The organism is Achromobacter sp. (assembly GCF_057314935.1).
In genome coordinates, this window is record NZ_DBHKZA010000002.1 from 91,095 (window position 1) to 112,879 (window position 21,785).

General features: G+C 68.4%; 22 protein-coding genes and 1 pseudogene. 15 read left to right on the top strand and 8 right to left on the bottom strand.

The window, feature by feature from the left end; genetic code table 11:
* The first annotated feature begins 6 nt into the window (after positions 1-6).
* From ACO6D5_RS01145 to ACO6D5_RS01175, 7 genes are read left to right on the top strand one after another with little or no spacing between them, the layout of a single operon-like run.
* Positions 7-687 carry an ABC transporter permease subunit gene (locus ACO6D5_RS01145; protein WP_315846512.1) on the top strand — a complete coding sequence of 227 codons (681 nt, stop codon included), beginning with the start codon at positions 7-9 and terminating at the stop codon, positions 685-687.
* Positions 677-1,339, top strand: coding sequence for an amino acid ABC transporter permease (locus ACO6D5_RS01150; RefSeq protein ID WP_315846513.1), 663 nt, complete (start codon positions 677-679; stop codon positions 1,337-1,339). The genes ACO6D5_RS01145 and ACO6D5_RS01150 overlap by 11 nt, the downstream gene beginning before the upstream one ends.
* Positions 1,340-1,372: 33 nt before the next feature.
* The gene (locus ACO6D5_RS01155; protein WP_315846514.1) at positions 1,373-2,332 is read left to right on the top strand and encodes an agmatinase; all 960 of its coding nucleotides are present in this window, start codon (positions 1,373-1,375) and stop codon (positions 2,330-2,332) included.
* Entirely contained in the window at positions 2,329-3,072 is a 744-nt protein-coding gene (locus ACO6D5_RS01160; protein ID WP_485824396.1) for an amino acid ABC transporter ATP-binding protein, read from the top strand. The genes ACO6D5_RS01155 and ACO6D5_RS01160 overlap by 4 nt, the downstream gene beginning before the upstream one ends.
* A gap of 47 nt (positions 3,073-3,119) precedes the next feature.
* The gene (locus ACO6D5_RS01165) at positions 3,120-3,530 is read left to right on the top strand and encodes a Rid family hydrolase (protein ID WP_315846515.1); all 411 of its coding nucleotides are present in this window, start codon (positions 3,120-3,122) and stop codon (positions 3,528-3,530) included.
* A gap of 55 nt (positions 3,531-3,585) precedes the next feature.
* Positions 3,586-3,912 carry a hypothetical protein gene (locus ACO6D5_RS01170; protein ID WP_315846516.1) on the top strand — a complete coding sequence of 109 codons (327 nt, stop codon included), beginning with the start codon at positions 3,586-3,588 and terminating at the stop codon, positions 3,910-3,912.
* The gene (locus tag ACO6D5_RS01175) at positions 3,909-4,736 is read left to right on the top strand and encodes a TlpA family protein disulfide reductase (RefSeq protein WP_485824397.1); all 828 of its coding nucleotides are present in this window, start codon (positions 3,909-3,911) and stop codon (positions 4,734-4,736) included. Before ACO6D5_RS01170 ends, ACO6D5_RS01175 begins: the two co-directional genes overlap by 4 nt.
* A 4-nt stretch (positions 4,737-4,740) precedes the next feature.
* Here the strand turns inward: ACO6D5_RS01175 and ACO6D5_RS01180 are convergent, their stop codons facing one another.
* From ACO6D5_RS01180 to ACO6D5_RS01195, 4 genes and pseudogenes are all read right to left on the bottom strand, one after another.
* Complete coding sequence (locus ACO6D5_RS01180; RefSeq protein ID WP_485824398.1) at positions 4,741-5,067, bottom strand: PhlB family protein; 327 nt, start codon at positions 5,065-5,067, stop codon at positions 4,741-4,743.
* A complete protein-coding gene (locus ACO6D5_RS01185) occupies positions 5,064-6,212 on the bottom strand; it encodes a thiolase family protein (protein ID WP_485824399.1) in 1,149 nt (382 codons plus the stop codon). The genes ACO6D5_RS01180 and ACO6D5_RS01185 overlap by 4 nt, the downstream gene beginning before the upstream one ends.
* Entirely contained in the window at positions 6,209-7,522 is a 1,314-nt protein-coding gene (locus ACO6D5_RS01190; protein WP_315846520.1) for an MFS transporter, read from the bottom strand. The genes ACO6D5_RS01185 and ACO6D5_RS01190 overlap by 4 nt, the downstream gene beginning before the upstream one ends.
* Before the next feature lie 52 nt (positions 7,523-7,574).
* Positions 7,575-9,212: pseudogene (locus ACO6D5_RS01195) on the bottom strand (ATP-dependent acyl-CoA ligase); the annotation flags it as partial.
* A gap of 94 nt (positions 9,213-9,306) precedes the next feature.
* Here ACO6D5_RS01195 and ACO6D5_RS01200 point away from each other — a divergent pair.
* Together ACO6D5_RS01200 and ACO6D5_RS01205 are read left to right on the top strand one after the other, a co-directional pair.
* Complete coding sequence (locus tag ACO6D5_RS01200) at positions 9,307-10,212, top strand: LysR substrate-binding domain-containing protein (RefSeq protein WP_315846521.1); 906 nt, start codon at positions 9,307-9,309, stop codon at positions 10,210-10,212.
* 102 nt (positions 10,213-10,314) lie between these two features.
* Positions 10,315-11,199, top strand: a complete 885-nt coding sequence (locus ACO6D5_RS01205) for an MBL fold metallo-hydrolase (protein ID WP_485824400.1) — start codon at positions 10,315-10,317, stop codon at positions 11,197-11,199.
* A 57-nt stretch (positions 11,200-11,256) separates the two neighbouring features.
* Here the strand turns inward: ACO6D5_RS01205 and argC are convergent, their stop codons facing one another.
* The gene (gene argC, locus ACO6D5_RS01210) at positions 11,257-12,189 is read right to left on the bottom strand and encodes an N-acetyl-gamma-glutamyl-phosphate reductase (RefSeq protein WP_485824401.1); all 933 of its coding nucleotides are present in this window, start codon (positions 12,187-12,189) and stop codon (positions 11,257-11,259) included.
* 151 nt (positions 12,190-12,340) lie between these two features.
* On the opposite strand from argC, the gene ACO6D5_RS01215 reads away from it, so the two are divergent.
* Complete coding sequence (locus tag ACO6D5_RS01215) at positions 12,341-13,234, top strand: LysR family transcriptional regulator (RefSeq protein WP_485824402.1); 894 nt, start codon at positions 12,341-12,343, stop codon at positions 13,232-13,234.
* A 5-nt stretch (positions 13,235-13,239) separates the two neighbouring features.
* Here ACO6D5_RS01215 and ACO6D5_RS01220 read toward each other — a convergent pair whose 3' ends face one another.
* Positions 13,240-15,042 carry a chloride channel protein gene (locus tag ACO6D5_RS01220; protein ID WP_485824403.1) on the bottom strand — a complete coding sequence of 601 codons (1,803 nt, stop codon included), beginning with the start codon at positions 15,040-15,042 and terminating at the stop codon, positions 13,240-13,242.
* Positions 15,043-15,146: 104 nt separating this feature from the next.
* On the opposite strand from ACO6D5_RS01220, the gene ACO6D5_RS01225 reads away from it, so the two are divergent.
* From ACO6D5_RS01225 to ACO6D5_RS01245, 5 genes are all read left to right on the top strand, one after another.
* Positions 15,147-15,593 (top strand): MarR family winged helix-turn-helix transcriptional regulator, encoded by a 447-nt coding sequence (locus ACO6D5_RS01225; protein WP_485824404.1) that lies wholly within the window; start codon positions 15,147-15,149, stop codon positions 15,591-15,593.
* A gap of 91 nt (positions 15,594-15,684) precedes the next feature.
* On the top strand, positions 15,685-16,842 hold the full coding sequence (locus ACO6D5_RS01230) for an HPP family protein (RefSeq protein ID WP_315846527.1): 1,158 nt from the start codon (positions 15,685-15,687) through the stop codon (positions 16,840-16,842).
* A gap of 57 nt (positions 16,843-16,899) precedes the next feature.
* Positions 16,900-18,336: a sensor histidine kinase gene (locus ACO6D5_RS01235; RefSeq protein ID WP_485824405.1), complete on the top strand. Its 1,437-nt coding sequence runs from the start codon at positions 16,900-16,902 to the stop codon at positions 18,334-18,336.
* The gene (locus ACO6D5_RS01240) at positions 18,333-18,962 is read left to right on the top strand and encodes a response regulator transcription factor (RefSeq protein ID WP_315846529.1); all 630 of its coding nucleotides are present in this window, start codon (positions 18,333-18,335) and stop codon (positions 18,960-18,962) included. Before ACO6D5_RS01235 ends, ACO6D5_RS01240 begins: the two co-directional genes overlap by 4 nt.
* Positions 18,963-19,084: 122 nt before the next feature.
* Positions 19,085-19,573 (top strand): heme-binding protein, encoded by a 489-nt coding sequence (locus ACO6D5_RS01245; RefSeq protein ID WP_315846530.1) that lies wholly within the window; start codon positions 19,085-19,087, stop codon positions 19,571-19,573.
* Here the strand turns inward: ACO6D5_RS01245 and ACO6D5_RS01250 are convergent.
* On the bottom strand, positions 19,566-20,741 hold the full coding sequence (locus tag ACO6D5_RS01250) for a YeeE/YedE family protein (protein ID WP_485824406.1): 1,176 nt from the start codon (positions 20,739-20,741) through the stop codon (positions 19,566-19,568). The two genes, ACO6D5_RS01245 and ACO6D5_RS01250, sit on opposite strands and share 8 nt — an antisense overlap.
* The gene (locus ACO6D5_RS01255; protein ID WP_485824407.1) at positions 20,742-21,668 is read right to left on the bottom strand and encodes a sulfurtransferase; all 927 of its coding nucleotides are present in this window, start codon (positions 21,666-21,668) and stop codon (positions 20,742-20,744) included.
* Between the last annotated feature and the right edge of the window lie 117 nt (positions 21,669-21,785).

Sequence of the window (21,785 nt, forward strand, 5' to 3'; positions counted from 1 at the left end):
GCCGCCATGCTGGACTGGTTGAATCAAAACGGCGCGCTGGCGCCGTTCCTGCACGGCGTCGTCTCGGGCACGGCCATCACCATCGCGGCATCGGCGGCGGCCTTCGCCATCGGCATCGGGCTGGGCGTGGCGCTGCTGCTGGCGCGGATGTCGCCGTTCGCGCCGTTGCGCGGCCTGGTCATGCTGTGGGTCAGCGCCATCCGCGGCACGCCCGCGCTGATCCACATGCTGATCGCCTACTACGTCGTTCCGCCGCTGCTGGGGATCTCCGTATCGCCCATCGCCGCCGGCATCGGCGCGCTGGCCTGTAATACCAGCGCCTACATCGTCGAGATCTTGCGCGGCGCGCTGGGCACGCTGTCGGGCGGCCAGGTGGCCGCGGCCCGTGCCCTGGGAATGCGGCGCCGGCAGATCTGGCGCTATGTGCTGCTGCCCCAGGTGTTCTACCGCGCCATCCCGCCGCTGACCAGCGAACTGACCATCCTGCTGAAAGCGTCCTCGCTGATGTCCATCATCGCGGTGCCAGAACTGGCCACGGTCGCGCGCAACGCCACGCTGCAAAGCGACCTGCCGCTGCAGGTGTTCACGGTGACGGCGGTCGTGTATTTCATCATTCTGTTCTGCCTGTCGGCCGTCTCAAGGCTGTGCGAGCGGCGCGTGTCGAGGATGCTGCCCCATGCCCATTGACCTCTCCATCGTCGGGGAAGCCATCCCCGTGCTGCTCAAAGGCTTGCGGATCACGGCGCTGGTCAGCCTAGCCGGCATCCCGCTGGGCATGCTGATCGGCACGCTGGCCGCCTACGCGGCGCAGTCGCGCACGCCCTTGCGCCCGCTGGCGCTGGGTTACGTGGAACTGGTACGCAACATTCCGTACCTGATCCTCGTCTACCTGTCGTTCTTCGGGTTGCCCAAGCTGGGCGTGCCGGCTTCCGCCATGTCGGTCGCCATCGGCTGCACGGCGTTCTACACAGGCGGCTATTTCTGCGAAATCCTGCGCGCCGCCCTGCAAAGCGTGCCGCGCGGGCAGACCAGCGCGTCGCTGTCGCTGGGCATGACGTACTGGCAGACGCAGCGCCACATCGTCGTGCCGCAGCTGTTCGGCTACCTGATTCCGCCCACCACCAGCCTCGTCATCATGATGTTCAAGGACTCGGCGATTTTTTCGGTGATGAGCCTGCCCGAAATGACCTACCAGAGCAATTTGCTGACGGCCAACACCTTCGCGTACCTGGAGGTGCTGGGCACGACCGCCCTGATCTATTGGCTGTGCAGCGTGCTGATGGCCAGCATCGGCCGCCGCCTGGAATCCGTGGCGCGCCGCAGCACGCACCAGGCCTGATCCCCTTTGTCCCTCCAACAGGAACCCCAAGACATGAGCACCTATACCGTCCCTCCCCGCACCGGCCACCCGACCCTGCTGTATTCGACGCTGGCGCTGGACCTGGACAACCTCCAGGCCGACATCGCGGTCCTGGGCATGCCCTACGGCTCGCCCTATTCGGCCGCCGACTTCAGCAACGACCAGACGAATGCGCCCACCGCCATCCGCCAGGCCACCGACCGCGTCGTACGCCGCCCCGGCCACTACGACTTCGACATCGACGGCCCGCTGCTGCAAGGCCGCGAGGACATCCGCTTCGTGGATTGCGGCGACATCATCCCCGACCTGTCCAAGCCTCGCGGCGAACACTACGAGCGGGCCGAAGCCGCCGTGCGCCGCATCGCCGCCGCCGGCGCCGTGCCCATCGTGCTGGGCGGCGACCACGGCATCACCACTCCCATCCTGCGCGGCCTGGACCAGAAAGGCCCGATCACGCTGGTGCACATCGATGCCCACCTGGACTGGCGCGACGACGTCAACGGCGTGCGCGACGGGCTGTCCAGCCCCATCCGCCGCGCCTCCGAAATGGCGCACGTGGACCGCATCATCCAGATCGGCCTGCGCGCCCAGGGCAGCGGCCGCCCGGAAGAACTGGTGGCCGCACGCGCCTATGGCGCCGAGCTCGTCACCGCCTACGAGCTGCACGACGTGGGCATGGACGCCGTGCTGGAACGCATCCCCGACGGCGGCAACTACTACCTGACCATCGATGCCGACGGCATGGACCCGGCCACCATGCCCGCCGTGGCCGGCCCTGCCCCCGGCGGCGTCACCTTCGTCCAGGCCCGCAAGCTGATCCATGGCCTGGTGCGCAAGGGCCGCGTGGTGGGCATGGACATCGTCGAGATCCAGCCGGAAAAAGACCTGAACCAGATTTCCTGCATCACCGCCGGCCGTCTGATCCTGAACCTGATCGGCGCCTCGATCCGCGCGGGGCATTACGACAAATGAACGCCTCCGCACCCATCATCGACATCCGCGGGGTGGACAAGTACTACGGCAGCCACCACGTGCTCAAGCAATGTTCCACCCGGGTGGACAAGGGCGAGATCGTGGTGGTCTGCGGGCCGTCCGGCTCGGGAAAGTCCACCCTGATCAAGACGGTCAACGCGCTGGAACCCATCCAGAAAGGCGACATCCTGATTGACGGCGACTCCGTCACCGCCACGCGCGACCTGCCCAAGCTGCGCACCAAGGTCGGCATGGTGTTCCAGCATTTCGAGCTGTTCCCGCACCTGGACCTCACGCGCAACCTGACCCTGGCGCAAGAGATCGTGCTGGGACGCGACAGCGCCACCGCGCGGGCCAAGGCCGGCGCGCTGCTGGAGCGGGTTGGCCTGTCGGCCCATGCCCACAAGCATCCCGGCCAACTGTCCGGCGGGCAGCAGCAACGCGTGGCCATCGCCCGGGCGCTGTCCATGGACCCGATGGCCATGCTGTTCGACGAACCGACGTCGGCACTCGACCCCGAAATGGTCAACGAGGTGCTGGACGTCATGGTGGAGCTGGCCGAAGAAGGCATGACGATGATGGTCGTGACGCACGAAATGGGCTTTGCCCGGCGCGTGGCCAACCGCGTGGTCTTCATGGAGGACGGCGCCATCATCGAAGACAGCCCCACCGACCGCTTCTTCCGCGACGCCGCCAGCCCGCAGGCCCAGCGCTTCCTTTCCAAGATCCTTCCCCATTGACCCGGCCCGGCGCCTCGGCGCGCCGGCCTTACGACAAGACACGCATCATGGCGCACACCCGCATCCGCAAGTTCAATACCCGCGACACCTATCCCGAGCAGCAGCTGGACAACGACCTTTGCCAGGCCGTCGTGGCAGGCAAGCTGGTGTTCCTGCGAGGACAGATCGGCCAGGACCTGGATTCCCGCGAATCGGTCGGCGTCGGCGACGTGGCCGCGCAGGCCGAAAAGGCCATGGCCAACGTGGCCATGCTGCTGGAAGAATGCGGCAGCGAGCTCTCGCACATCTGCAAGCTGACGGTTTATCTTGTCGATGTGCGCTACCGCGAAACCGTCTACCGCGTCATGGGCCGCTGGCTCAAGGGCGTGTTCCCCGTCTCCACCGGCATCGTGGTGTCGGCGCTGGCCCGGCCCGAATGGCTGGTCGAGATCGACGTGACGGCCGTCATCCCCGGCTGAATGGCGGCCCGCTGACGCGGCATGCTAGGCTTTCCCGTTACCTCGGGAGCTCAGCATGCAATTCAACATCAAGGACCGCAAGGGCCAGATCATCGGCGTGGCGGACGTGCAGACCGGCGCCAACGCGCTGATGTCAGGCAGCTTTGCGCCCACCCCGCTATTCGCCCCTTACGCGCCCCTGTTCCGCGCCTTGGAAGAGGCTGCCACGGACGCAACGACCGTAGCGTCCGACCGCTTGCAGCGGGACATCGACGGCCACGGATTCCGCGCCGAGGGCCCCTTGCCGCTGCCCGGCAGTGCGCCCCTTGAAGGCCTGGCGATCACGAGCCGCGGCGTCAGCTTTCGCCTGAAGCCGCCCCCTGCCGCGAAGGCCGGCGCATGACGCCCGCCCTCCGCATCGGCCCGCTGGTCATTCCCTCGGAATTCGCCGTACTGCTCGTCGCCGCGGTCGTCGGCCTGCTGGCGGCGCGGCTGTTGAACCGCCACCGCGACCAGGCCCACGACCTGGGCACGGCCTTGTGGCGCGCGCTGCTGGTCGGCCTGCTGGTGGCCCGGCTGGGTTTCGTCTGGCAGTACCGCGAGCATTATCTGCCCGACCCGATCAAGATATTGGATCTGCGCGACGGCGGCTGGGCGGGGCTTGCGGGCCTTGCCGCCGCTTGGAGTTACGCCTTGTTCGCCGTCGTCCGGCGCCACGCGCCCCGCGCCGCCTTGCTGGGCGCCGTGGCGCTGGCAAGCGTCGTCTGGGTCGGCGGCGGCCGATGGCTTGCCCCCACGCCGCAGGCGCAACCCGAGCTGGCCGCCTTGGCCGTGCAACGCCTCGATGGGGCTCCCGCCGCCTTGTCCGCGTTCCATGGCAAGCCCACCGTCATCAATCTGTGGGCCAGTTGGTGCCCGCCTTGCCGGCGGGAAATGCCGGCCTTCGCCCAGGCGCAAGCAGCCCATCCCGACGTGAATTTCGTCTTTCTGAACCAGGCCGAGACTCCGCCCGACGTCGCGCAGTTCCTGACGCAGCATGCGCCCTCGCTGCGCAATGTGTTGCTGGATCCGGCTGGCGAGGCCTCGCGCAAGTTCAGCAACCGCGGCCTGCCCGCCACGCTGTTCCTGGATGCGCAGGGCCGTTTGGTCGACCTGCGCGTGGGCGAACTGTCCACGGCGTCGCTGGCGCAACGCCTGGAGGCCATCCAGAAGGCGGAAGGCGGCTAACGCATCATCCGTGTGGCGCCGCGCTTGCCCACGGCAACGCCAACCCCTGCATTGTCCGCTCAAAAAGATGCAGCCGCTGGCCGGCATGGGTAGGCGTCGCCTCCAGGCGCACCACCATCACCGGGCCGTCGGGCAAGGCGCGCACGGTCGCGACAACGGCTGGCGCCGCCTCGCCCGGCCGGGTCGGCATCGTGGTCCACGCCAGCACTTCGGCATCGTCCACGGCGACTTGCCGCGCGGGGTCCTGGTCCTGCCCGCACGCCGGACACCACAGCCTTGCGGGATACACCCGGTGGCCGCAGGCGTGGCATTGAAAGACGTTCACGCTCATGCGCCCTCCGCTGTCAGCACCGCCGCGTTGGCGCACATGCCGTAGCGCAGTTGCACCATGCCATAGCCGGTCACCACGCCGTGGCGCAGTCCGCGCAACTGGCGCGCCCCCGCCTGGCCCAGCAACTGCCGCGATACCTCGACCAGCCCATGCATGCCGCCCGCCGTGCCCGCTTGCCCCGCAGACAGCTGGCCGCCAGCCGTATTGACGGGCAATGCCCTGGTCGCGATCCGGCGGGCAATGAAACCCGGCAGGTCATCCGCACGCGCAACCCCCAGATCGCACAATTGCGCCAATGCCATCGCCGGGTAGTCGTCGTACACGCTGATCACGTCCATGTCTTCAGGCCCCAAACCCGCCCGACGCCACAAGTCCGGTGCAAAGGCCGCGACTCCGGTCACCAGCCCATCGCCTTCCTGTTGATCGTCGTTGTAGCGGGCGTCGCTGGCGACCAATCGCACGCTGACGCCCTGCGGCCGCGCGCAGAGCACCAGCGCGCTGGCCCCGCTGACGACGGGCACGCAGTCCAGCCGGCCCAGCGGCGGCGCCACCACGGGCGCGTCCAGGTATTGGGTCAGGGTTAACGGCTGGCGGTAGGCCGCGTTCGGGTTATCCGCCGCCCATTGCCGTTGCGCCACGCACAACGCGCCATAGTCTTCGCGCCGCAAGCCGGTGCGCGCCATCTGCCGCTGCGTCAGCATCGCGAACAAGGGGTTCGGCCCTTCGCAGCCCAAGGGGCTCAGGTAATCCTGCGCGCTGCGGTTGTAGCCGCGCACCAGCCCGGCGAAATCGGCGCCGGTGAAGTGGTCGCCCGACACGAGCACGATGTTGGCGGCCTGCCCGGCTTCCAGCGCGAGCCACGCCTGGCGCAGCAGGTTGATGGCGCTGGCCCCGCCCATTTCGTCCTGCATGCACCAGTTCAGCCGCAGGCCCAGCCGCCAGGCCAGATCGATGGCGCGGTCCGGCCGAAGCGTGAACGACGCCACGCCCAGCCCGTCCACGTCGGCAGGCGTCAACCCGGCGCCGCGCAGGGCGTCGCCGATGGCCCGGGCCATCAACCCGGCGGTGCTGCATGACGCGTCGGGATGCCGTAACGCCGGCGTTTCCCCCACGCTGACGATGCCAGGGCGGCGGTCCACGCTCATTCCGTGTCCTCGCGAGGCGGTTCGCGCGTCAGCAGCAAGGTGATCACCGTGATGGCGGCCATGCCCACCAGGAACCACGCGACCGGCGTGGCCGATTCATACTTGCGCAGCAGCGCCATGGCGATCAGCGGCGACAAGCCGCCTGCGAACACGGACGCCAGCTCGTGCCCCAGCGCCAGGCCCGTGTAGCGGACTTCGGCCGGGAAGAGTTCCGCGAAGTACGCGGGCTGCGTGCCGATCATGGCGGCATGGCAGACCGTGTTGCCCAGGAAGAAGGCCAGGAAGATCCATACGGGTTCCTTCGTCTGCACCAGCCAGAAGAACGGAAACGCCACCAGCACCAGGCCGGCCGAGCCGATCAGGTACACCGCGCGGCGCCCGATGCGGTCCGACAAATGCCCGAACCACACCAGGGAGCCCAGTTCGACGAACATCGACGCCAGCACGCCGCCCAGCATGACGTCATTGGGAATGCCCAGGAATTTGCCGTAGGCCAGCGCAAACGCCAGGAAGATGTACGAGCCGCCGTTCTCGGCCACGCGCAGGCCCATGGCGGTCAGCACCTGGCGCGGATAGCGGCGGAAGACTTCCACGGCCGGCATGCCGCGCTTGGCCGTCTTCTTGGCCTGCACGAACTCTTCACTTTCAGGGATGTGCTTGCGGATGTAGAGGCCCACCCCGAAGATCAGCACGCTCAGCAGGAAAGGCAGGCGCCAGCCCCAGCTCATGAACGACTCCTGCGGCAGTTGCTGGGCCAGCATGAAGACGGCCGACGACAACACGAAGCCGCCCGCCACGCCCAACTGGCTGAACGACGAGAAGTAGCCGCGCCGCTTGCCGCCCACCGCCTCGCTGATGAGCAGCACGCCGCCGCCCCACTCGCCCCCGGCGGCGGCGCCTTGCAGCATGCGCAGCACCACCATCGCCACGGGGGCCCAGAAGCCGACCTGCTCGTAAGTCGGCAGCAAGCCGATCAGGAACGTGGCCGCCCCCATCAGCCCCAGCGTCCATTCCAGCGCGAGCTTGCGGCCGTAGCGGTCGCCGATGTGGCCGAAGATCACCCCGCCCAGCGGCCGCGCCAGGAAGCCCACGGCGAAGCCCGCGAAGGCGCCCATCGTGCCCAGCAGCGGGTCGGTGCCCTTGGGGAAGAACAGCTCGCCGAAGACCAGCGCCGCAGCCGTGCCGTAGATGAAAAAGTCGTACCACTCCATCGCGTTGCCCGCGACGGAGGCCATCACCACGCGCCGGGTCCGCTTTCTTTTCGCCTCGTCGGCAGCGGACAACGCCGCCCCCTTGTATGCCATCGTCATTGCCGCCCCTTGGATTCTTGAATGTTCAATGGCGCGCGAGCGCCGGTTCACGCTATCGCGCCACGCGATAACCCGCGGCGTCCCGGTCCCAGGTGTCGCCGGTGATGCCTTCTTCCCGCAAGCGGAACTTGCGGACCTTGCCGTTTTCGGTGCGCGGCAGTTCGTCCAGCACGCGCAGGTAGCGCGGCACCGCGAAATACGGCATGCGGGGCTGGCAGAAATCCAGCAGGGCCGCGTGCGTCAAAGACTGGCCGGGCTTGTAGACCAAGGCCGCCATCACCTCGTCCTCGGCCAGGTCGGAACGCACCGCGTAGACCGCCACGACGGCCACGGCGGGATGCGCCAGCAGCACCTGCTCCACTTCGTAGGAGGAGATGTTTTCGCCGCGGCGGCGGATCGCGTCTTTCATGCGGTCCAGGAAACGGAAGTAGCCATCAGCGTCGCGGACCACGCGGTCGCCCGTGTGGAACCACAGGTTGCGCCAGGCTTCGACCGTCTTGTCGTCCATGCCGAAGTAGCCGGTCGCCACCGCAAAAGGCGGGGTCGCGCGCAGCAGCAATTCTCCGGGTTCGCCATCGGGCACCGGCGCGTCGTGTTCGTCGGCCACCATGGCTTCGAACTCCGGCGCCACCCGGCCCATCGTGCCCGCCCGTTGCTCGGCCAGGGTTCCACCCAGCGCGAAATTGGTTTCGGTCGACCCGTAGCCTTCCAGCAACGCGATGCCGGTGCGTTCGGTGAAGGCGCCATGGAAGCGCTCCGGCACGCCTGGCGCCAAGGCGATACGCGTGCGGTGCCGCCGTTCCGACGCGGCGGGTTCATGCGCCAGCAGCATGGGCACCATCGCGCCCAGCAGATAGGTCACCGTGGCGCCGCTGGCCTCCAGGCGGTCGAAATAGCGGCTGGCGGAAAAACGCTCGTCGCACACGATGGATGCGCCCGTCACCAGCGCCTGGAAACAGGCGTTCAGCGCGTTGGTATGGAATAGCGGCAGGCTGGTGTAGAGCACGTCCGCATCAGTGATTTCCAGATTCCGTGCCGCGATCCTGCCCCACCAGTAGAACTGCGCATGCGGGCAACAGACCCCCTTGGAAAGCCCCGAGGTACCCGAGGTGTACAGGATGGCCAGCATGTCGCCGGGCCGGATGTCGGCGGCGGGCGGCAGGGACGCATCGGATGGGGCCGGAGGCGGCGGACTGGCCGGCGCGGGCAGCCCATCGACCGGCGAGGCCTCGTCCAGCAGCCAGATCGCCCGCAGGCGCAGCGCCTCTGCCGGTTCTGTGGCGGGCATGGCGGCCAGCGCCGACAGGGCCGGACAGGACGCCGCATCCGCCACCAGCAGGACGCAACCGCTATTGGCCAGGATGTGCCGCAGCTGCATGCCGCGCGAGGCGGTGTTGATGGGCACCACCACCGCGCCCAGCCAGCCGCAGCCCAGGACGACGGAGAGGAACTCGTGCCGGTTGCCGGCCATCAGGCCCACGCGGTCGCCACGCCCGACGCCTGCCGAGGCCAGACGCGCGGCCCAGTCAGCAGCGTGGGCCGGCGCATCGCCGAAGCGCAAGGCCCCGCCCGGCGCCTGCACCCACAGGCGATCGCCCAGACGGGCGCCCTGCTCCACCAACAACGACGGCAATGTCAACGCATGCATGGCGACGCTTCCCCGGTTGTGCGGCCGCTGCCTGGCATGGCGCGGCTCTGTGGAATTAGTCTAGGAATCAACTATTTATGTGTCAAATTTATGGGTATTATTTATCTTATAAATCAGACTGATATCAAGGGCGTGCGTGGACTTCGACCTGAATCTCATGCGGGTTTTCCTGACCGTGCTGCATGAACGCAGCGTGACCCGCGCGGCGCAGCGGCTGAACCTGACGCAGCCCGCGGTCAGCTACGCGCTGGCCCGGTTGCGCGAGCGTTTCGACGACCCCTTGTTCGTGCGCACCGCCACCGGCATGCAGCCCACGCCCATCGCCTTTGCGCTGGCCGGCCCGATCGAACGCGGCATGAACAGCTTTGCCGAAGCCGTCAGCCTGCGGCAGCGCTTCGACCCCGCCACCAGCACCCGGCGCTTCCGGCTGTCCATGTCCGACATTGGCGAAATGGTCTTCCTGCCGCTGTTGATGGAACGCGTGCATGCGTTGGCCCCGCGCCTGCAGGTCGAGGTGCTGGAAATCCCGTTGGAGCAATTGCCCCAGGCGTTAAAGGACGGCGAGGTCGACCTGGCCATCGGCAACCTGGCCGGCCTGGGCCGCCACACCCGCCACGCAGACCTGTTCAGCGAGCGTTATGCCTGCATGGGGCGGCGCGGCCATCCGGTGCTGTCTGCCGGCCTGACGCGCGGACAGTTCAAGCGCCTGGACCATATCCTGGTGGCCTCGCGCGCCAGCGCGCACCGCCTGCTGGACGACGTGCTGGGCGAAGCCGGACTGCACCGCCAGCCCTACCTGACGCTGCCGCACTTTTCGGCCGCCGCCGAAATCGTGCGCCGTACCGACCTCACGGTCACGCTGCCCTATCGGGCGGCCATCTGGTTCAACCGGGACAACGCGTTCGAGATCCGCCCCTTGCCGCTGACCCTGCCGCCGCTGTGCGTCACGGTGCACTGGCACGCGCGCTTTGAAAGCGACCCGGGCACGACGTGGCTGCGCCGTCTGGTCGAAGAAACGCTGGCTGACCGCAGCCCGGCCTGATTTGATCGATTAACGCAACAGACCCTGGCATAACAGGGCGTAGATACGCGCGCTTCCTGCAACTAGACTGGCTCCCTTCTTACTTCCCACCAGGAGCCCGCCATGTCTGTCTTTTCCGCCCTGCGCCGTTTGCTGCAGACCGCCGCGCTTGCCGCGCTGATCGCCCCGGTTCACGCCGCCGGCACCGGCCTGACGCTGACCCATTTCAACCCTGGCGACGACGCCATCTTCCAGGTGTCTTCGGTGCTGGTCAGCGGCCAACGCGACGCCATCCTGATCGACGCGCAATTCGGCAAATCGCAAGCCGCAAAGGTGGTCGACATGGTGCGCGCCAGCGGCAAGACGCTGACCACCATCTACATCAGCCACGGCGACCCCGACTTCTACTTCGGCCTGGAGACCGTGCTGGCGGCCTTCCCCGACGCGCGCGTCGTGGCCACCGAACCGACTGTGCGGCACATCAAGGAAACCGTAGAGGCCAAGATCGCGTTCTGGGGGCCGAAGCTGGGCGCCGATGCGCCGTCCAGGGCGGTCATCCCGCAAGTGCTGCAAGGCCGCACGCTGACGCTGGAAGGGCAGACGCTGGAGATCACCGGACTGGACGGCCCGCAGCCGGATCGCACCTTCGTGTGGATCCCGTCGCTCAAGGCCGTGGTGGGCGGAGTCGTGGTGTTCGGCAACCTGCACGTGTGGATGGCCGACACGCAGACGCCGCAATCGCATCAAGATTGGCTGGCCACCCTGGCGCGCATCGAGCAACTGGCTCCCGTCACCGTCATCCCGGGCCACTACGCGCCGGGCGCACCGCTCAACCTGGAATCCGTCCGCTACACGCAAGGCTATATCCGCGCCTTCGACACGCAAGCCGCGAAGGCCGCCGACAGCGCCGCACTGATCGCCGCCATGAAGGCGCAGTACCCCGAGGCGGGCGCCGCCGCGTCGCTGGACATCAGCGCCAAAGTCGCCAAGGGCGAAATGAAATGGTGACAGGCGCTGCGGGCGGCTAAGGGAGCCCTTTGCCGCCTGCTCCTGCTTTGTTAAGCGCTACCCCATTGCCGCCAGCATCAGATCCAGGTTCTGCACCGCCGCGCCGGAGGCGCCCTTGCCCAGGTTGTCGAACACCGCGGTCAAGAGCACCTGGCCGTGCAGCTCGTTGCCATAGACCGCCAGCCGCAGGTCATTGGTGCCGTTGAGCGCCTGCGGATCCAGATGCGTGTGCGCCGCGGCTTCCTGGCGGTCCACCACCTGCACATGCGCCGTGCCGGCGTAGCGGGTCTGCAGGCAGTCCTGCAATTGCTGGCTGGTCACGCCCGCCGGCAGCAAGCGCAGTTGCAGCGGAATCGTCAGCACGATGCCCTGGCGGAACGCGCCGTAGGCCGGCACGAACACGGGACGTTGCGTCAGGCCGGCGTGCGCTTCGATCTCTGGCGTGTGCTTATGCGCCAGACCCAGGCCGTACAACTGGAACGCCGGGCCTTTCGCGCCATCCGGCCCCTCATAGGCGTCCACGCTGGCGCGGCCGCCGCCCGAATAGCCCGACACCGCGTGCACCACGGCCGGGTAGTCGGCAGGCACGAGGCCGGCCTGGATCAAGGGGCGCAGCAAGGCGATGGCGCCCGTCGGGTAGCAGCCCGGATTGCTGACGCGCGTGGCGTGGGCGATCAGGCCCGCCTGCCCCGCGTCCATCTCGGGAAAGCCGTACACCCAGCCGGGCGTGGTGCGATGCGCCGAGCTGGCGTCGATCACGCGGACCTTCGGGTTCACGACGGACGCCGCCGCCTGGCGGGCCGGCTCGTCGGGCAGGCACAGGATGGCCACGTCGCAGGCATTGATGGCTTCGGCGCGGCGTTGCGGATCCTTGCGCTCGGCCTCGGGCAGCGTCAGCAGGCGCAGGTCGGCGCGGCCGTTCAGGCGTTCGTGGATCTGCAGGCCGGTCGTGCCTTGGTCGCCGTCGATAAAGACAAGAGGATGGGTCATGACGTGCTCCGTCCCGATCGGGAGGTGGGGTTGTGGATGGCGCCGCCGCGGGGATTCGCCGCGGGGCAAGTGCGTATCATCGATCTGCAGGCAACATAAGAAAAGTCGAATATCATGACCATTGGATTCATCTTTCCTGAACGATAAAGCCATGCGCGAAATCAGCCTGGACCGCCTGCGCACTCTGGTGGCGATTGCCGACCTGGGGTCTTTCGCGGATGCCGCCCGCGCCTTGCACCTGGCGCCCCCTACCGTCAGCCTGCACGTGGCCGACCTCGAGGCCCGCATCGGCGCGCCGCTCCTGACCCGCAAGCGCGGACAAGTGCGGCCCACCACCATCGGCGAGACCCTGCTGGACCGCGCGCGCCGGCTGCTGGCCGAAGCCGACCAGGCCCTGGACGACGTACAGCGCCAGGTACAGGGCCTGTCCGGCCGCGTGCGCCTGGGCGCCTCCACCGGCGCCATCGCCCATCTGCTGCCGCAAGCGCTGGAAAGGCTGGGCCGCGACCACCCCGGCATCGACGTTCAGGTGGCCGTGCTGACCTCTCAGGAAACCTTGCAGCGCCTGCATGACGGCACACTGGACGTGGGGCTGGTGGCGTTGCCGCAGCCACCCATCGACGGGCTGGTGCTCAAGCCCTGGCGCCGCGACCCGGTCATGGCGTTCCTGCCCGCTGGCTGGCCGGCGCCGGCTCGCGTCACGCCGGCCTGGCTGGCAGGCCGTCCGTTGATCCTGAACGACGCCACCACGCGGCTGTCGCGCCAGACCGGCGAATGGTTCGCCGGCGCCGGGTTGAACCCGCGCGCCCGCATCCAGCTGAACTACAACGACGCCATCAAGAGCCTGGTGGCCGCCGGCTACGGTGCCACGCTGCTGCCGCACGAAGCGACCGCCCCGCAACCGGACCCGCGCATCATCATGCGCCCGCTGCGGCCTGCGCTATGGCGCCCGCTGGGCATCGCGCATCGCGCGGAAAAGGTAGAACAGGCCACCCGCCACGTGTTGGACGTACTGTGGGAACTGCGCGCGGCAAGCGGCGGATGAGCCGCTCACGCCGCGCGGCGCAAGTACGCGGTGCGCTCGCTTTCATCGCGTAGGCGGCGCGCGCGCGACCGGAACAGGTCCTTGCGGCCCACAATGCCCAGCAAGCGGCCCGTCGTCCGGTCCACGATCGGCACGCGTCCGACGCCTGACAGCGCCATGCGGTCCGCGATCCGGCTCGCCAGCTCGTCGGGATAGCCGATCACCTGCTCGCGTCCGGCCAGCGCCTGCGTCAAGGTGCGCGAACCGTCCAGCGCATCCAGCGCCCACGCCAGCGAGTCGGCGCGCGTGACCTCGCCTACAACGACGCCTTGCGCGTCCACCACCGGGTAGCTGGTGTGCACGGGTTGCAGCGTCGTGAAATGCGCGACGGCCTGCGCCACCGTTGTGGTGTGCGGCAGCGTATCGACCCCCTGGGTCATGATCGCCGACACGCGCACCAGGTCGAACGGATCCACATGGTATTCGCGGCTGATGTGATGGCCGCGGCGCGCGATCTTCTCCGTCAGGATCGACCGCTTCAACAGCAGGACCGTCACGCCATACGCGAAAACGCAAGCGGCCAGCACCGGCAGCAACGCCGCCGTGTCGCCGGTCAGCTCCACCGCGAACAGCGTGGCGGTGAGCGGCGCGCGCATAGTGCCGCCCATCATGGCGGCCATGCCCAGCAAGGCCCAGAAGCCCGGGTCCGCCTGTGGCAGCCAGGGCGTGGCCAACGCGCCCAGCGCGCCGCCGAAGATCAGCAACGGCGCCAGCACCCCGCCCGAGGTACCCGACCCCAAGGCGATGGACCAGATCGCCACCTTTACCGCCAGCAGCAGCAACACTGCCTGGAAAGCCAGGTCGCCCGCCAGCAGGTGGCGGATGTTGTCGTAGCCCACGCCCAACGCGGCGGGGTCGATCATGCCGCCGATGCCGATCGCCAGGCCGCCGATGGCCGGCCACCACATCCAGTGCAACGGCAGCTTTTCGAACAGGTCTTCGGCCGCGTACACCAGCGTCGTCAGCACGCCCGAGCCCAATCCCGCCAGCACGCCCACCGCCGCGCAGGCCATGAGGTGCCAGGGGGTGAACGACAAGGCGCCCGCATAGGCGAAGACCGGTCCGGCGTCCAGCACGAAGGCGCGGGTGGCGGCCGCCACCAGCGCGGCCATCGCCACGGGCAGGAAGCTGCGCGGCTTCCATTCGAACAGCAGCAGTTCAACCGCCAGCAGCACGGCGGCCAGCGGCGTCGCAAAGATGGCCGTCATACCGGCGGCGGCGCCCGCCACCAGCAACGTCTTGCGTTCGGCGTCGTCCAGGTGGATGGTCTGCGCCAGCAAGGACCCGATGGCGCCGCCGGTCATGATGATGGGCCCTTCCGCGCCGAACGGCCCGCCGGTGCCGATCGACACCGCGGACGACACCGGCTTCAGGATCGCCACCTTGGGCTGGATCCGGCTCTTGCCGATCAGGATCGCTTCCATGGCTTCCGGAATGCCATGCCCGCGGATCTTCTCGGACCCGTAGCGCGCCATCAGCCCGATGATCAGGCAGCCCGCGACCGGAATGAAAACCGAGCCCCAGCCCAACGCCCCGGTCGTGATCGGCAGGTCGGCGAACGAGAATCGGCCGTGGTAGGCCAGGTTGGTGCACAGGGAGATCAGTCGCAGCAAGGCCCAGGCGGCGGCCACGCTGGCCAGCCCCACGGGAATGGCCAGCGCCATCAACAGGACGACGCGGCGGTCAGTGGTGAAATCGCCCAGGCGGGTGGCCGCGACGGCAGGCGTTTGCGATGGCGCGACCGGAGTGGGTGCGGGACAGGTTGGCATTGTCGATAGGAAAGTTCGGGAAACAGAGGGAAAGCGGCAAGAAAAGCGACGGACCTTGCGTTTGGTCATTTATATCGTATCACGACATATATTAGAATCGGCTCGTGAAAACGTCTCCGTCCCCCACTCCGCTGTCGCCCGCCGATTACGAACTGCTGGCCGACTTCCGTTACGCGCTGCGCACCTTCGCCGCCTTCAGCGAAGGCGCCGCCGCTGAATTGGCGCTCACCCCGCAACAGCACCAGACCCTGCTGGCCATCAAGGGCACCCGCAAGAGCCCGGCCGGACGGCGCGGGCTGTATGTGGGCGAAATCGCCGACCGGCTGTTGATCCGCCCGCACACCGCGGCTGAGTTGGTGGGCCGGCTGGCCCGCCTGGATCTGGTCAGCCGCAAGGCCGATCTCGAGGACGGCCGACGCGTCGAGGTCGTGCTGACCCCAAAAGCCGAGCGCGTGCTGGAAAGCCTGTCCGCGTCGCACCTGGAAGAATTGCGCGCGATGCGGCCCCTGCTGGCTCGCTTGCTGACGCGCATCGGCGACGACGCCGACTGATCCCGGTGCGCCGGCGTGGATCGCGGGTCATCCGCCTGCGCGTGATAAATTGTCGTCCCCCGATATATTCGAAACACGCGAGGAGATCGTTTTGGGTGTGGCAATCAAGCGCTGGCTGAGCTCGTTCGCGCCAGCGCCCGTGGGCGTCAACCGGCGCGAGAAGCTGTATGGCGTCCTGGGCGCGCTGGTGGGGCTGTTTTGCACGGAATGGGTGGGCCGCCACGCGCTGGGCAGCGCCAACCCCTGGTTCATCGCCCCGATGGGGGCATCAGCCGTGCTGCTGTTCGCCGCGCCTGCCAGCCCGCTGGCCCAGCCCTGGTCCATCCTGGCCGGCAACCTGGTCTCGGCCGTGATCGGGGTGTTCTGCGCGCAGCTGATTCCCGTGCCCGGCCTGGCCGCCGCCGTGGCGGTGGCGCTGGCCATCGGCGCCATGTTCAGCCTGCGGTGCCTGCATCCTCCCAGCGGCGCGGTGGCGTTGACCGCCGTGTTGGGCGGCCCGTCGGTCGCCAGCCTGGGCTATGGCTTCGCGCTATGGCCGGTGGGGCTGAATTCCCTGATCCTGCTGTGCATCGCCGTGGCCTTCAATGGCGCGCTCAAGCGCAACTACCCCCGGCGCCACGCCGATCCGGCCCCCGGCCATCACACCCGCGACGCCGCCCCCAGCGCCCGGCTGGGCTTTAGCCGCGCCGACCTGGACGAAGCCCTGTCCCAGCGCGGCGAACTGCTGGACATCAGCAAGGAAGACCTGGAAGACATCGTGCTGGCGGCCGAACTGCGCGCCAGCCTGCGCCGCTTCGGTGACGTGTCCTGCGCGGACATCATGTCGCGCGACGTCGTCACCGTGCAGGAACAGGATCCGCTGGACTACGCGATCCGGCTGTTCGACAAGCACCGGCTGCAGGCGCTGCCCGTGCTGGATTCCGCCGGGCGCTACGCCGGCATGCTTGCGCAGGCTGACGTGCTGGCACGCAAGAGCCGGCTTGCGACTGCCACGGTGGATGGGGTGCCCGCCCAGGATCTGCTGGTGGCCGACAGCATGCGCAGCGAAGTTCCCTTCGCCACACCCGGACTGCCCGTGATCGAATTGGCTCGCCCCATGTCCGACAGCCTGCACTGCGTGCCCGTGCTGGATGCCTCGCGCACCTTGCACGGGCTGATCACTCAATCCGACCTGGTGGCCGCGCTGTACCAGATGGCGGTATCGGCCAGTTCGCAGGCGGACGCCGGCTCCGGCAAGCGCGTCGCGTAAACCCTCCGTAGCCCTACGGATTCCTGTCCGCACTGGCCGCAAGGCATAATTTCAGGCGTGAATCCCCTATCGCGCACGCGCGCCCTCCTCTGCTGGCTCATCCTGTTCTGCCTGGGCGCCGCCTGGATCGCCCGCCAGGAATACGTCGACCAATACGACCGTTTCTTCCAGAGCACCAGCATCGCCCAGCGCATGTTGAGCCAGAAGACGGTCCAGCACGAAGCCGTGCTGGCCACGCTGGCCGCACTGTCGCACCCGCCCGCCCCGGAGCGCCTCTACCCCAGCCTGCAGCCCGCCTTGCCGCAGTTGCTGGGGCTGGGCTATCTGGCCGACGGCGCTTGGGCCGGCAGCCTGGCCGCGCCGGCCGGCCTGTCCGCCGCCGTCGAGCGCGCGCGCCAGTTGGGACGGCCCGTCGCCTTGCCCGTGGACCCCGCCCGGTATTGGTTGATCTCGCCATCCAGCTGGAGCCTGCTGCTGGACGCGCGCCAGCTGGTGCCCGCCGCCGACTTTCCGCCCGGCTTGGCCAACCTGAGCCTGACCCTGGACCAGACGGCGCTGCCGTTGCTGGACAAGCAGCCGGACGACCCGCCGGGCTTGACGATGACGCTGCAAAAGCCGTTGGGCGCGGCCAGCCAGCCTTTCCAGATGCGCAGCGCGCGCACGTGGACGCCGGCTGCCTGGCCGTGGACGGCCTGGCTGGCATGGACCGTGGCCAGCGCCTTGCTGGTGGCCGGCGCCGCGGCCTGGCAACGTTCACGCGCCGACGCGCGCCGGCAACAGGAGCAGGCGCGGCTGGCGGCGATGGCGCGCTTGAGCACGCTGGGCGAAATGGCCGCCGGCATCGCCCATGAATTGAATCAGCCCCTGACCGCCATCCTGGCGCACACCCGTGCCGCCGGACGCCTGCTGGACGACGAAGAAGAACGCCCCGCCGTGCGCCATGCCCTGCTGGCCAGTTCGGAACAGGCCAAACGCGCCGCGGATATCATCAGCCGCATGCGCGCGCTGGTGCAGCCCAGTTCGCCCGCGCGGCGCGAAGCGCTGGACCCGGACGCGCTGGTGGCGTCGCTGCGGTTCCTGCGTGAACCGGATCTGGCCCGCCAGGGCATACGCATCACCTGGCACAACGCCAGCCCCGGCGCCCGGCCGCTGGGCGACCGCGTGGCGCTGGAGCAGATCCTGCACAACCTGGTCCAGAACGCGGCGGACGCGCTGGCCGACGCCGACGGCCCGCGCCACATCCAGATCGAAGGCCGCGCCGACGGCGATGCGTATCTCTTCACCGTCAGCGATACCGGCCCCGGCATCGCGGCCGATGCGCTGCCGCGGTTGTTCGCGCCCTTCTACACCACGCGCCCCCAAGGCATGGGCCTGGGGCTGGCCTTGTGCGACACGCTGGCCGGGTCCATGGACGGCCGCGTCGCCGCCCGCAACCTTGCCCCCGCCGGCGCCTGCTTCACCGTGACCCTGCCACGCTCGGGAGCCCGCTCATGACCCCCCCAGACGCCCACACCCACGCCTTATCCCCCCAGGTCTATCTGGTCGACGACGACGACGCCGTGCGCGACGGGCTCGCGCTGCTGCTGCGCAGCGTCGGCCTGCGCAGCACCGGTTTCGGCGACCCGCTGGCGTTCCTGGCGCAATTGCCCCCCAGCGCCATCGGCTGCGTCGTGCTGGACATCCGCATGCCCGGCATCAGCGGGCTGGACGTGCTGAGCCGCCTGGCCGAACAATCGGACTTGCCCGTGGTCATGCTGACGGGCCACGCCAACGTGGACCTGTGCCGCCGCGCCTTCAAGGGCGGCGCCATGGAATTCCTGCAAAAGCCGGTGGATGACGACGTGTTCCTGGACGCGGTGCAGGCCGCCGTGCGCACCCACATCGCCAGCCGCGAACGACTGGCCGTGACCCAAGCCGCCGCCGAACGCCTGGCGCGCCTGTCGGGACGCGAACACGAGGTGCTGGAACGCATCGTGCAAGGCATGAGCAACAAAGAGATCGCGCGCGAGTTCGACCTGTCGCCACGCACCGTGGAAACCTACCGCGCCAACGTCTTCGCCAAGCTGGAAGCCGATTCGCTGGCGCAGCTGATCCGCCAATACGCCACCTTGCTGGACTAGCCGCGACCGGGCGCCCTCCGTAGCGCTACGGAGAGGCCCGCGTATTCGGGCGTATACCGCCCGCCGCGCGTTTTGGCCACACTGACTGCTCCTACCGAATGTTCCCGAAAAGGACGCAGACCATGAACCGCTACACGCTTGCCACCTTGCTCTCCACCCTGGCTTTTGCCGGCGCCGCCCACGCCGCCGTGCTGAGCGAAAGCAATCTGTCGATGGCCGATGCGCAGAAGCTCGCCACCGCCACCGTCGCCGCCTGCCAGGCCAAGGGCTACAACGTGAGCGCCTCGGTCGTGGACCGCGCCGGCCTGCTCAAGGCCTTTGCCCGCGCCGACAACGCCGGCCCGCACACCATTGAAGCCAGCCGCGCCAAGGCCTTTACCGCCGTCTCCGCCAAGACCCCGACGCTGACCATGATGGAAAACGCGCAGAAGAACCCGGGCGCGGCCAATCTGACCGACATCCCCGGCTTCCTGCTGTTGGGCGGCGGCGTGCCGGTCAAGGCCGGCACCGCAGTCATCGGCGCGATCGGCGTGGCCGGCGCCCCCGGCGGCAACCTGGATGCCCAGTGCGCCGACGCCGTGCTGGAAGAAAACGCCGCGATGTTCAAGTAATGCGTGGCTGGGCTGGCGCCCGGACGACGCGCAAGCCCGCCCAGATTCCCGCGAAGCAGGCCGCGCCGAAGACCCAGCCGGACAGCGCCCCGGCCATCACCCCGGACAGCAGCGTGCCCACGGTGCAACCCAGCGCCGTCATGCCGCCCCAGCCCATCAGCACCCCGCCCGCAAAATTGCGGGCGATGTCTTTCACGGACGGCAACCTGGGCCGGAACGCGCCGGCCGCCAAGGCCGCCGCCCACGCCCCCGCCACCAGCGCCACCACGAACACGCCGTTGTTCGACAGCAGCATGCGCTTGACCACGGTGGCGCAACCCGCAAAGGTGTCCAGCCCTTCCAGTCGATCCGGCAGCCACCCCGTGCCCGCCGCCGCCGTGCGCGCCAAGCTGCCCAGTTCGGCCGTCACGCCCAAGGGCGCAATGCGCAGATAGGCAATGACGCCGATGAAACCCACCAGGATGCCGCCCACCGCGGGCGGCCAGCGCTCGCGCAACACCGACTGCCAGGGCGACGCGCCCGCATCAGCCTGACGCGGCTGCGCCCCGCCGCGGCGGAACACCGCCCAGCCAATCGCCGCCAGCAGCGCGCCCTGCAGCAGCAGCGTGCCGCCATAGCCCAGCCGCTGCGGCAGCCACACCACCGGCGCCTCCTGGATCAACGCCAGATACAGCGCGTTCCACGTCGCGAATCCCAGCACGAAGCCCACGCCCGCGCCCAGCAAGGCAAACGGAGAGGCCAGCGCGCCTTCGCCCAGCCGGTAGAAATGCGCGCTGATGCAAGAACCGGATACGCGCATGCCCACGCCAAAGACGAAGGCCCCCGCCACCAGCGCCAGGCTGACCGGGCCGATGTGCGCGCCCGGCGGCAGCCGCGCAGGCGAAGGCACGGGCAGGAATGCGCCGAACACCGCGTGATAGCCCAACGTGCCCACGCCCAGCGCAACCAGCACCGCGAACATGCCAGACGTCTCTCTTTTATCGATGAAGTCCCGCGCGATGCAATAGAAGCAGAAGCGCGAGCGTTGCAGCACGATGCCGAACGCCGCGCCCAACAAGACGGACAAGGACAGGTTGCGCCCGCCCTCGGGCAAGGGCGCCAGCAGCCAGGCCGCCACGAAAACGGCCGCCAACACCGTGGCGGCCGACACCAAACGTAGGGTGCTCACTCAGGTCTTGCCCCACACCGTGCCCGACGGGTTGCTGATGGGCGACCCGACGCTGTTGCCGTATTCGGTCCACGAGCCGTCATAGTTGCGCACGTCATAGCCCAGCAGCTTGCGCAGCGCAAACCACGAATGGCTGGACCGTTCGCCGATGCGGCAATACGTGATGATGGGCTTGGTGCCATCCACGCCGGCGGCCTGATAGATCGCTTTCAGTTCGTCCGCCGACTTGAACGTGCCGTCTTCGGCCACGAGCTTGCTCCAGGTCACGTTCACCGCGCCCGGCACGTGGCCGGCGCGCACCGCCAGTTCCGGCACGCCATGGGGCGCAAAGATCTTGCCGTTGTATTCGTCGGCCGAGCGGATGTCGACCAGCACGCCGTCCTTATCCTTGCGGGCCACGGCCAGGACGTCCTGCAGATGGGCGCGCAACGCCGCGTTGGGCGGCTTGATCTGCGCCGTGCCGGCCGCCTGGATCTTGGCGCTGTTGGACAGGGGCCGGCCCTCGGCCTCCCATTTCTTGCGTCCGCCGTCCAGGATCTTCACGTTGTCGATGCCGTAGATGTCGAAGATCCACGCGCCCCAGGCCGCAAACCAATTGTTGTTGTCGCCGTACAGGATGGTCGTCGTGTCGGCGTTGATGCCGGAGCGCGCCAGCAACGCCTGGAATTGCTTGGGCGGCGCGATGTCGCGGTTCACGGTGTCGACCAGATCGGTATGCCAACTGACATTCGCCGCGCCCGGGATATGGCCGCGTTCGTACAGGCCCGGGTTCACGCTCACCTCCACGACCCGAACCTTCGGATCGTTCAGGTTCTTTTCCAGCCACTCGGTCGTGACCAGGTACTTGGCATGTTGCGCCGTCGCCGGAAAGGCGATGAAAGTGGCCAGCGCGGCAAAGGTGCCGACCAGCAGCTTGCGTGGGGACATCGGATTCTCCTGAATTCGGCTACTGGGCGAGCCGTTTGAATCCGGACGATATCGGCTTGCCCGCCGCAGGCGAACGACATTGTTTTCATATTCTGATTACTTATTCAGCTTACAGTC

Bases quoted from the DNA above. Each gene is read 5' to 3' on its own strand.
- ACO6D5_RS01145 (WP_315846512.1), top strand. From the start codon at position 7: ATGCTGGACTGGTTGAATCAAAACGGCGCGCTGGCGCCGTTCCTGCAC.
- ACO6D5_RS01150 (WP_315846513.1), top strand. From the start codon at position 677: ATGCCCATTGACCTCTCCATCGTCGGGGAAGCCATCCCCGTGCTGCTC.
- ACO6D5_RS01155 (WP_315846514.1), top strand. From the start codon at position 1,373: ATGAGCACCTATACCGTCCCTCCCCGCACCGGCCACCCGACCCTGCTG.
- ACO6D5_RS01160 (WP_485824396.1), top strand. From the start codon at position 2,329: ATGAACGCCTCCGCACCCATCATCGACATCCGCGGGGTGGACAAGTAC.
- ACO6D5_RS01165 (WP_315846515.1), top strand. From the start codon at position 3,120: ATGGCGCACACCCGCATCCGCAAGTTCAATACCCGCGACACCTATCCC.
- ACO6D5_RS01170 (WP_315846516.1), top strand. From the start codon at position 3,586: ATGCAATTCAACATCAAGGACCGCAAGGGCCAGATCATCGGCGTGGCG.
- ACO6D5_RS01175 (WP_485824397.1), top strand. From the start codon at position 3,909: ATGACGCCCGCCCTCCGCATCGGCCCGCTGGTCATTCCCTCGGAATTC.
- ACO6D5_RS01180 (WP_485824398.1), bottom strand. From the start codon at position 5,067: ATGAGCGTGAACGTCTTTCAATGCCACGCCTGCGGCCACCGGGTGTAT.
- ACO6D5_RS01185 (WP_485824399.1), bottom strand. From the start codon at position 6,212: ATGAGCGTGGACCGCCGCCCTGGCATCGTCAGCGTGGGGGAAACGCCG.
- ACO6D5_RS01190 (WP_315846520.1), bottom strand. From the start codon at position 7,522: ATGACGATGGCATACAAGGGGGCGGCGTTGTCCGCTGCCGACGAGGCG.
- ACO6D5_RS01205 (WP_485824400.1), top strand. From the start codon at position 10,315: ATGTCTGTCTTTTCCGCCCTGCGCCGTTTGCTGCAGACCGCCGCGCTT.
- argC (WP_485824401.1), bottom strand. From the start codon at position 12,189: ATGACCCATCCTCTTGTCTTTATCGACGGCGACCAAGGCACGACCGGC.
- ACO6D5_RS01215 (WP_485824402.1), top strand. From the start codon at position 12,341: ATGCGCGAAATCAGCCTGGACCGCCTGCGCACTCTGGTGGCGATTGCC.
- ACO6D5_RS01220 (WP_485824403.1), bottom strand. From the start codon at position 15,042: ATGCCAACCTGTCCCGCACCCACTCCGGTCGCGCCATCGCAAACGCCT.
- ACO6D5_RS01240 (WP_315846529.1), top strand. From the start codon at position 18,333: ATGACCCCCCCAGACGCCCACACCCACGCCTTATCCCCCCAGGTCTAT.
- ACO6D5_RS01245 (WP_315846530.1), top strand. From the start codon at position 19,085: ATGAACCGCTACACGCTTGCCACCTTGCTCTCCACCCTGGCTTTTGCC.
- ACO6D5_RS01255 (WP_485824407.1), bottom strand. From the start codon at position 21,668: ATGTCCCCACGCAAGCTGCTGGTCGGCACCTTTGCCGCGCTGGCCACT.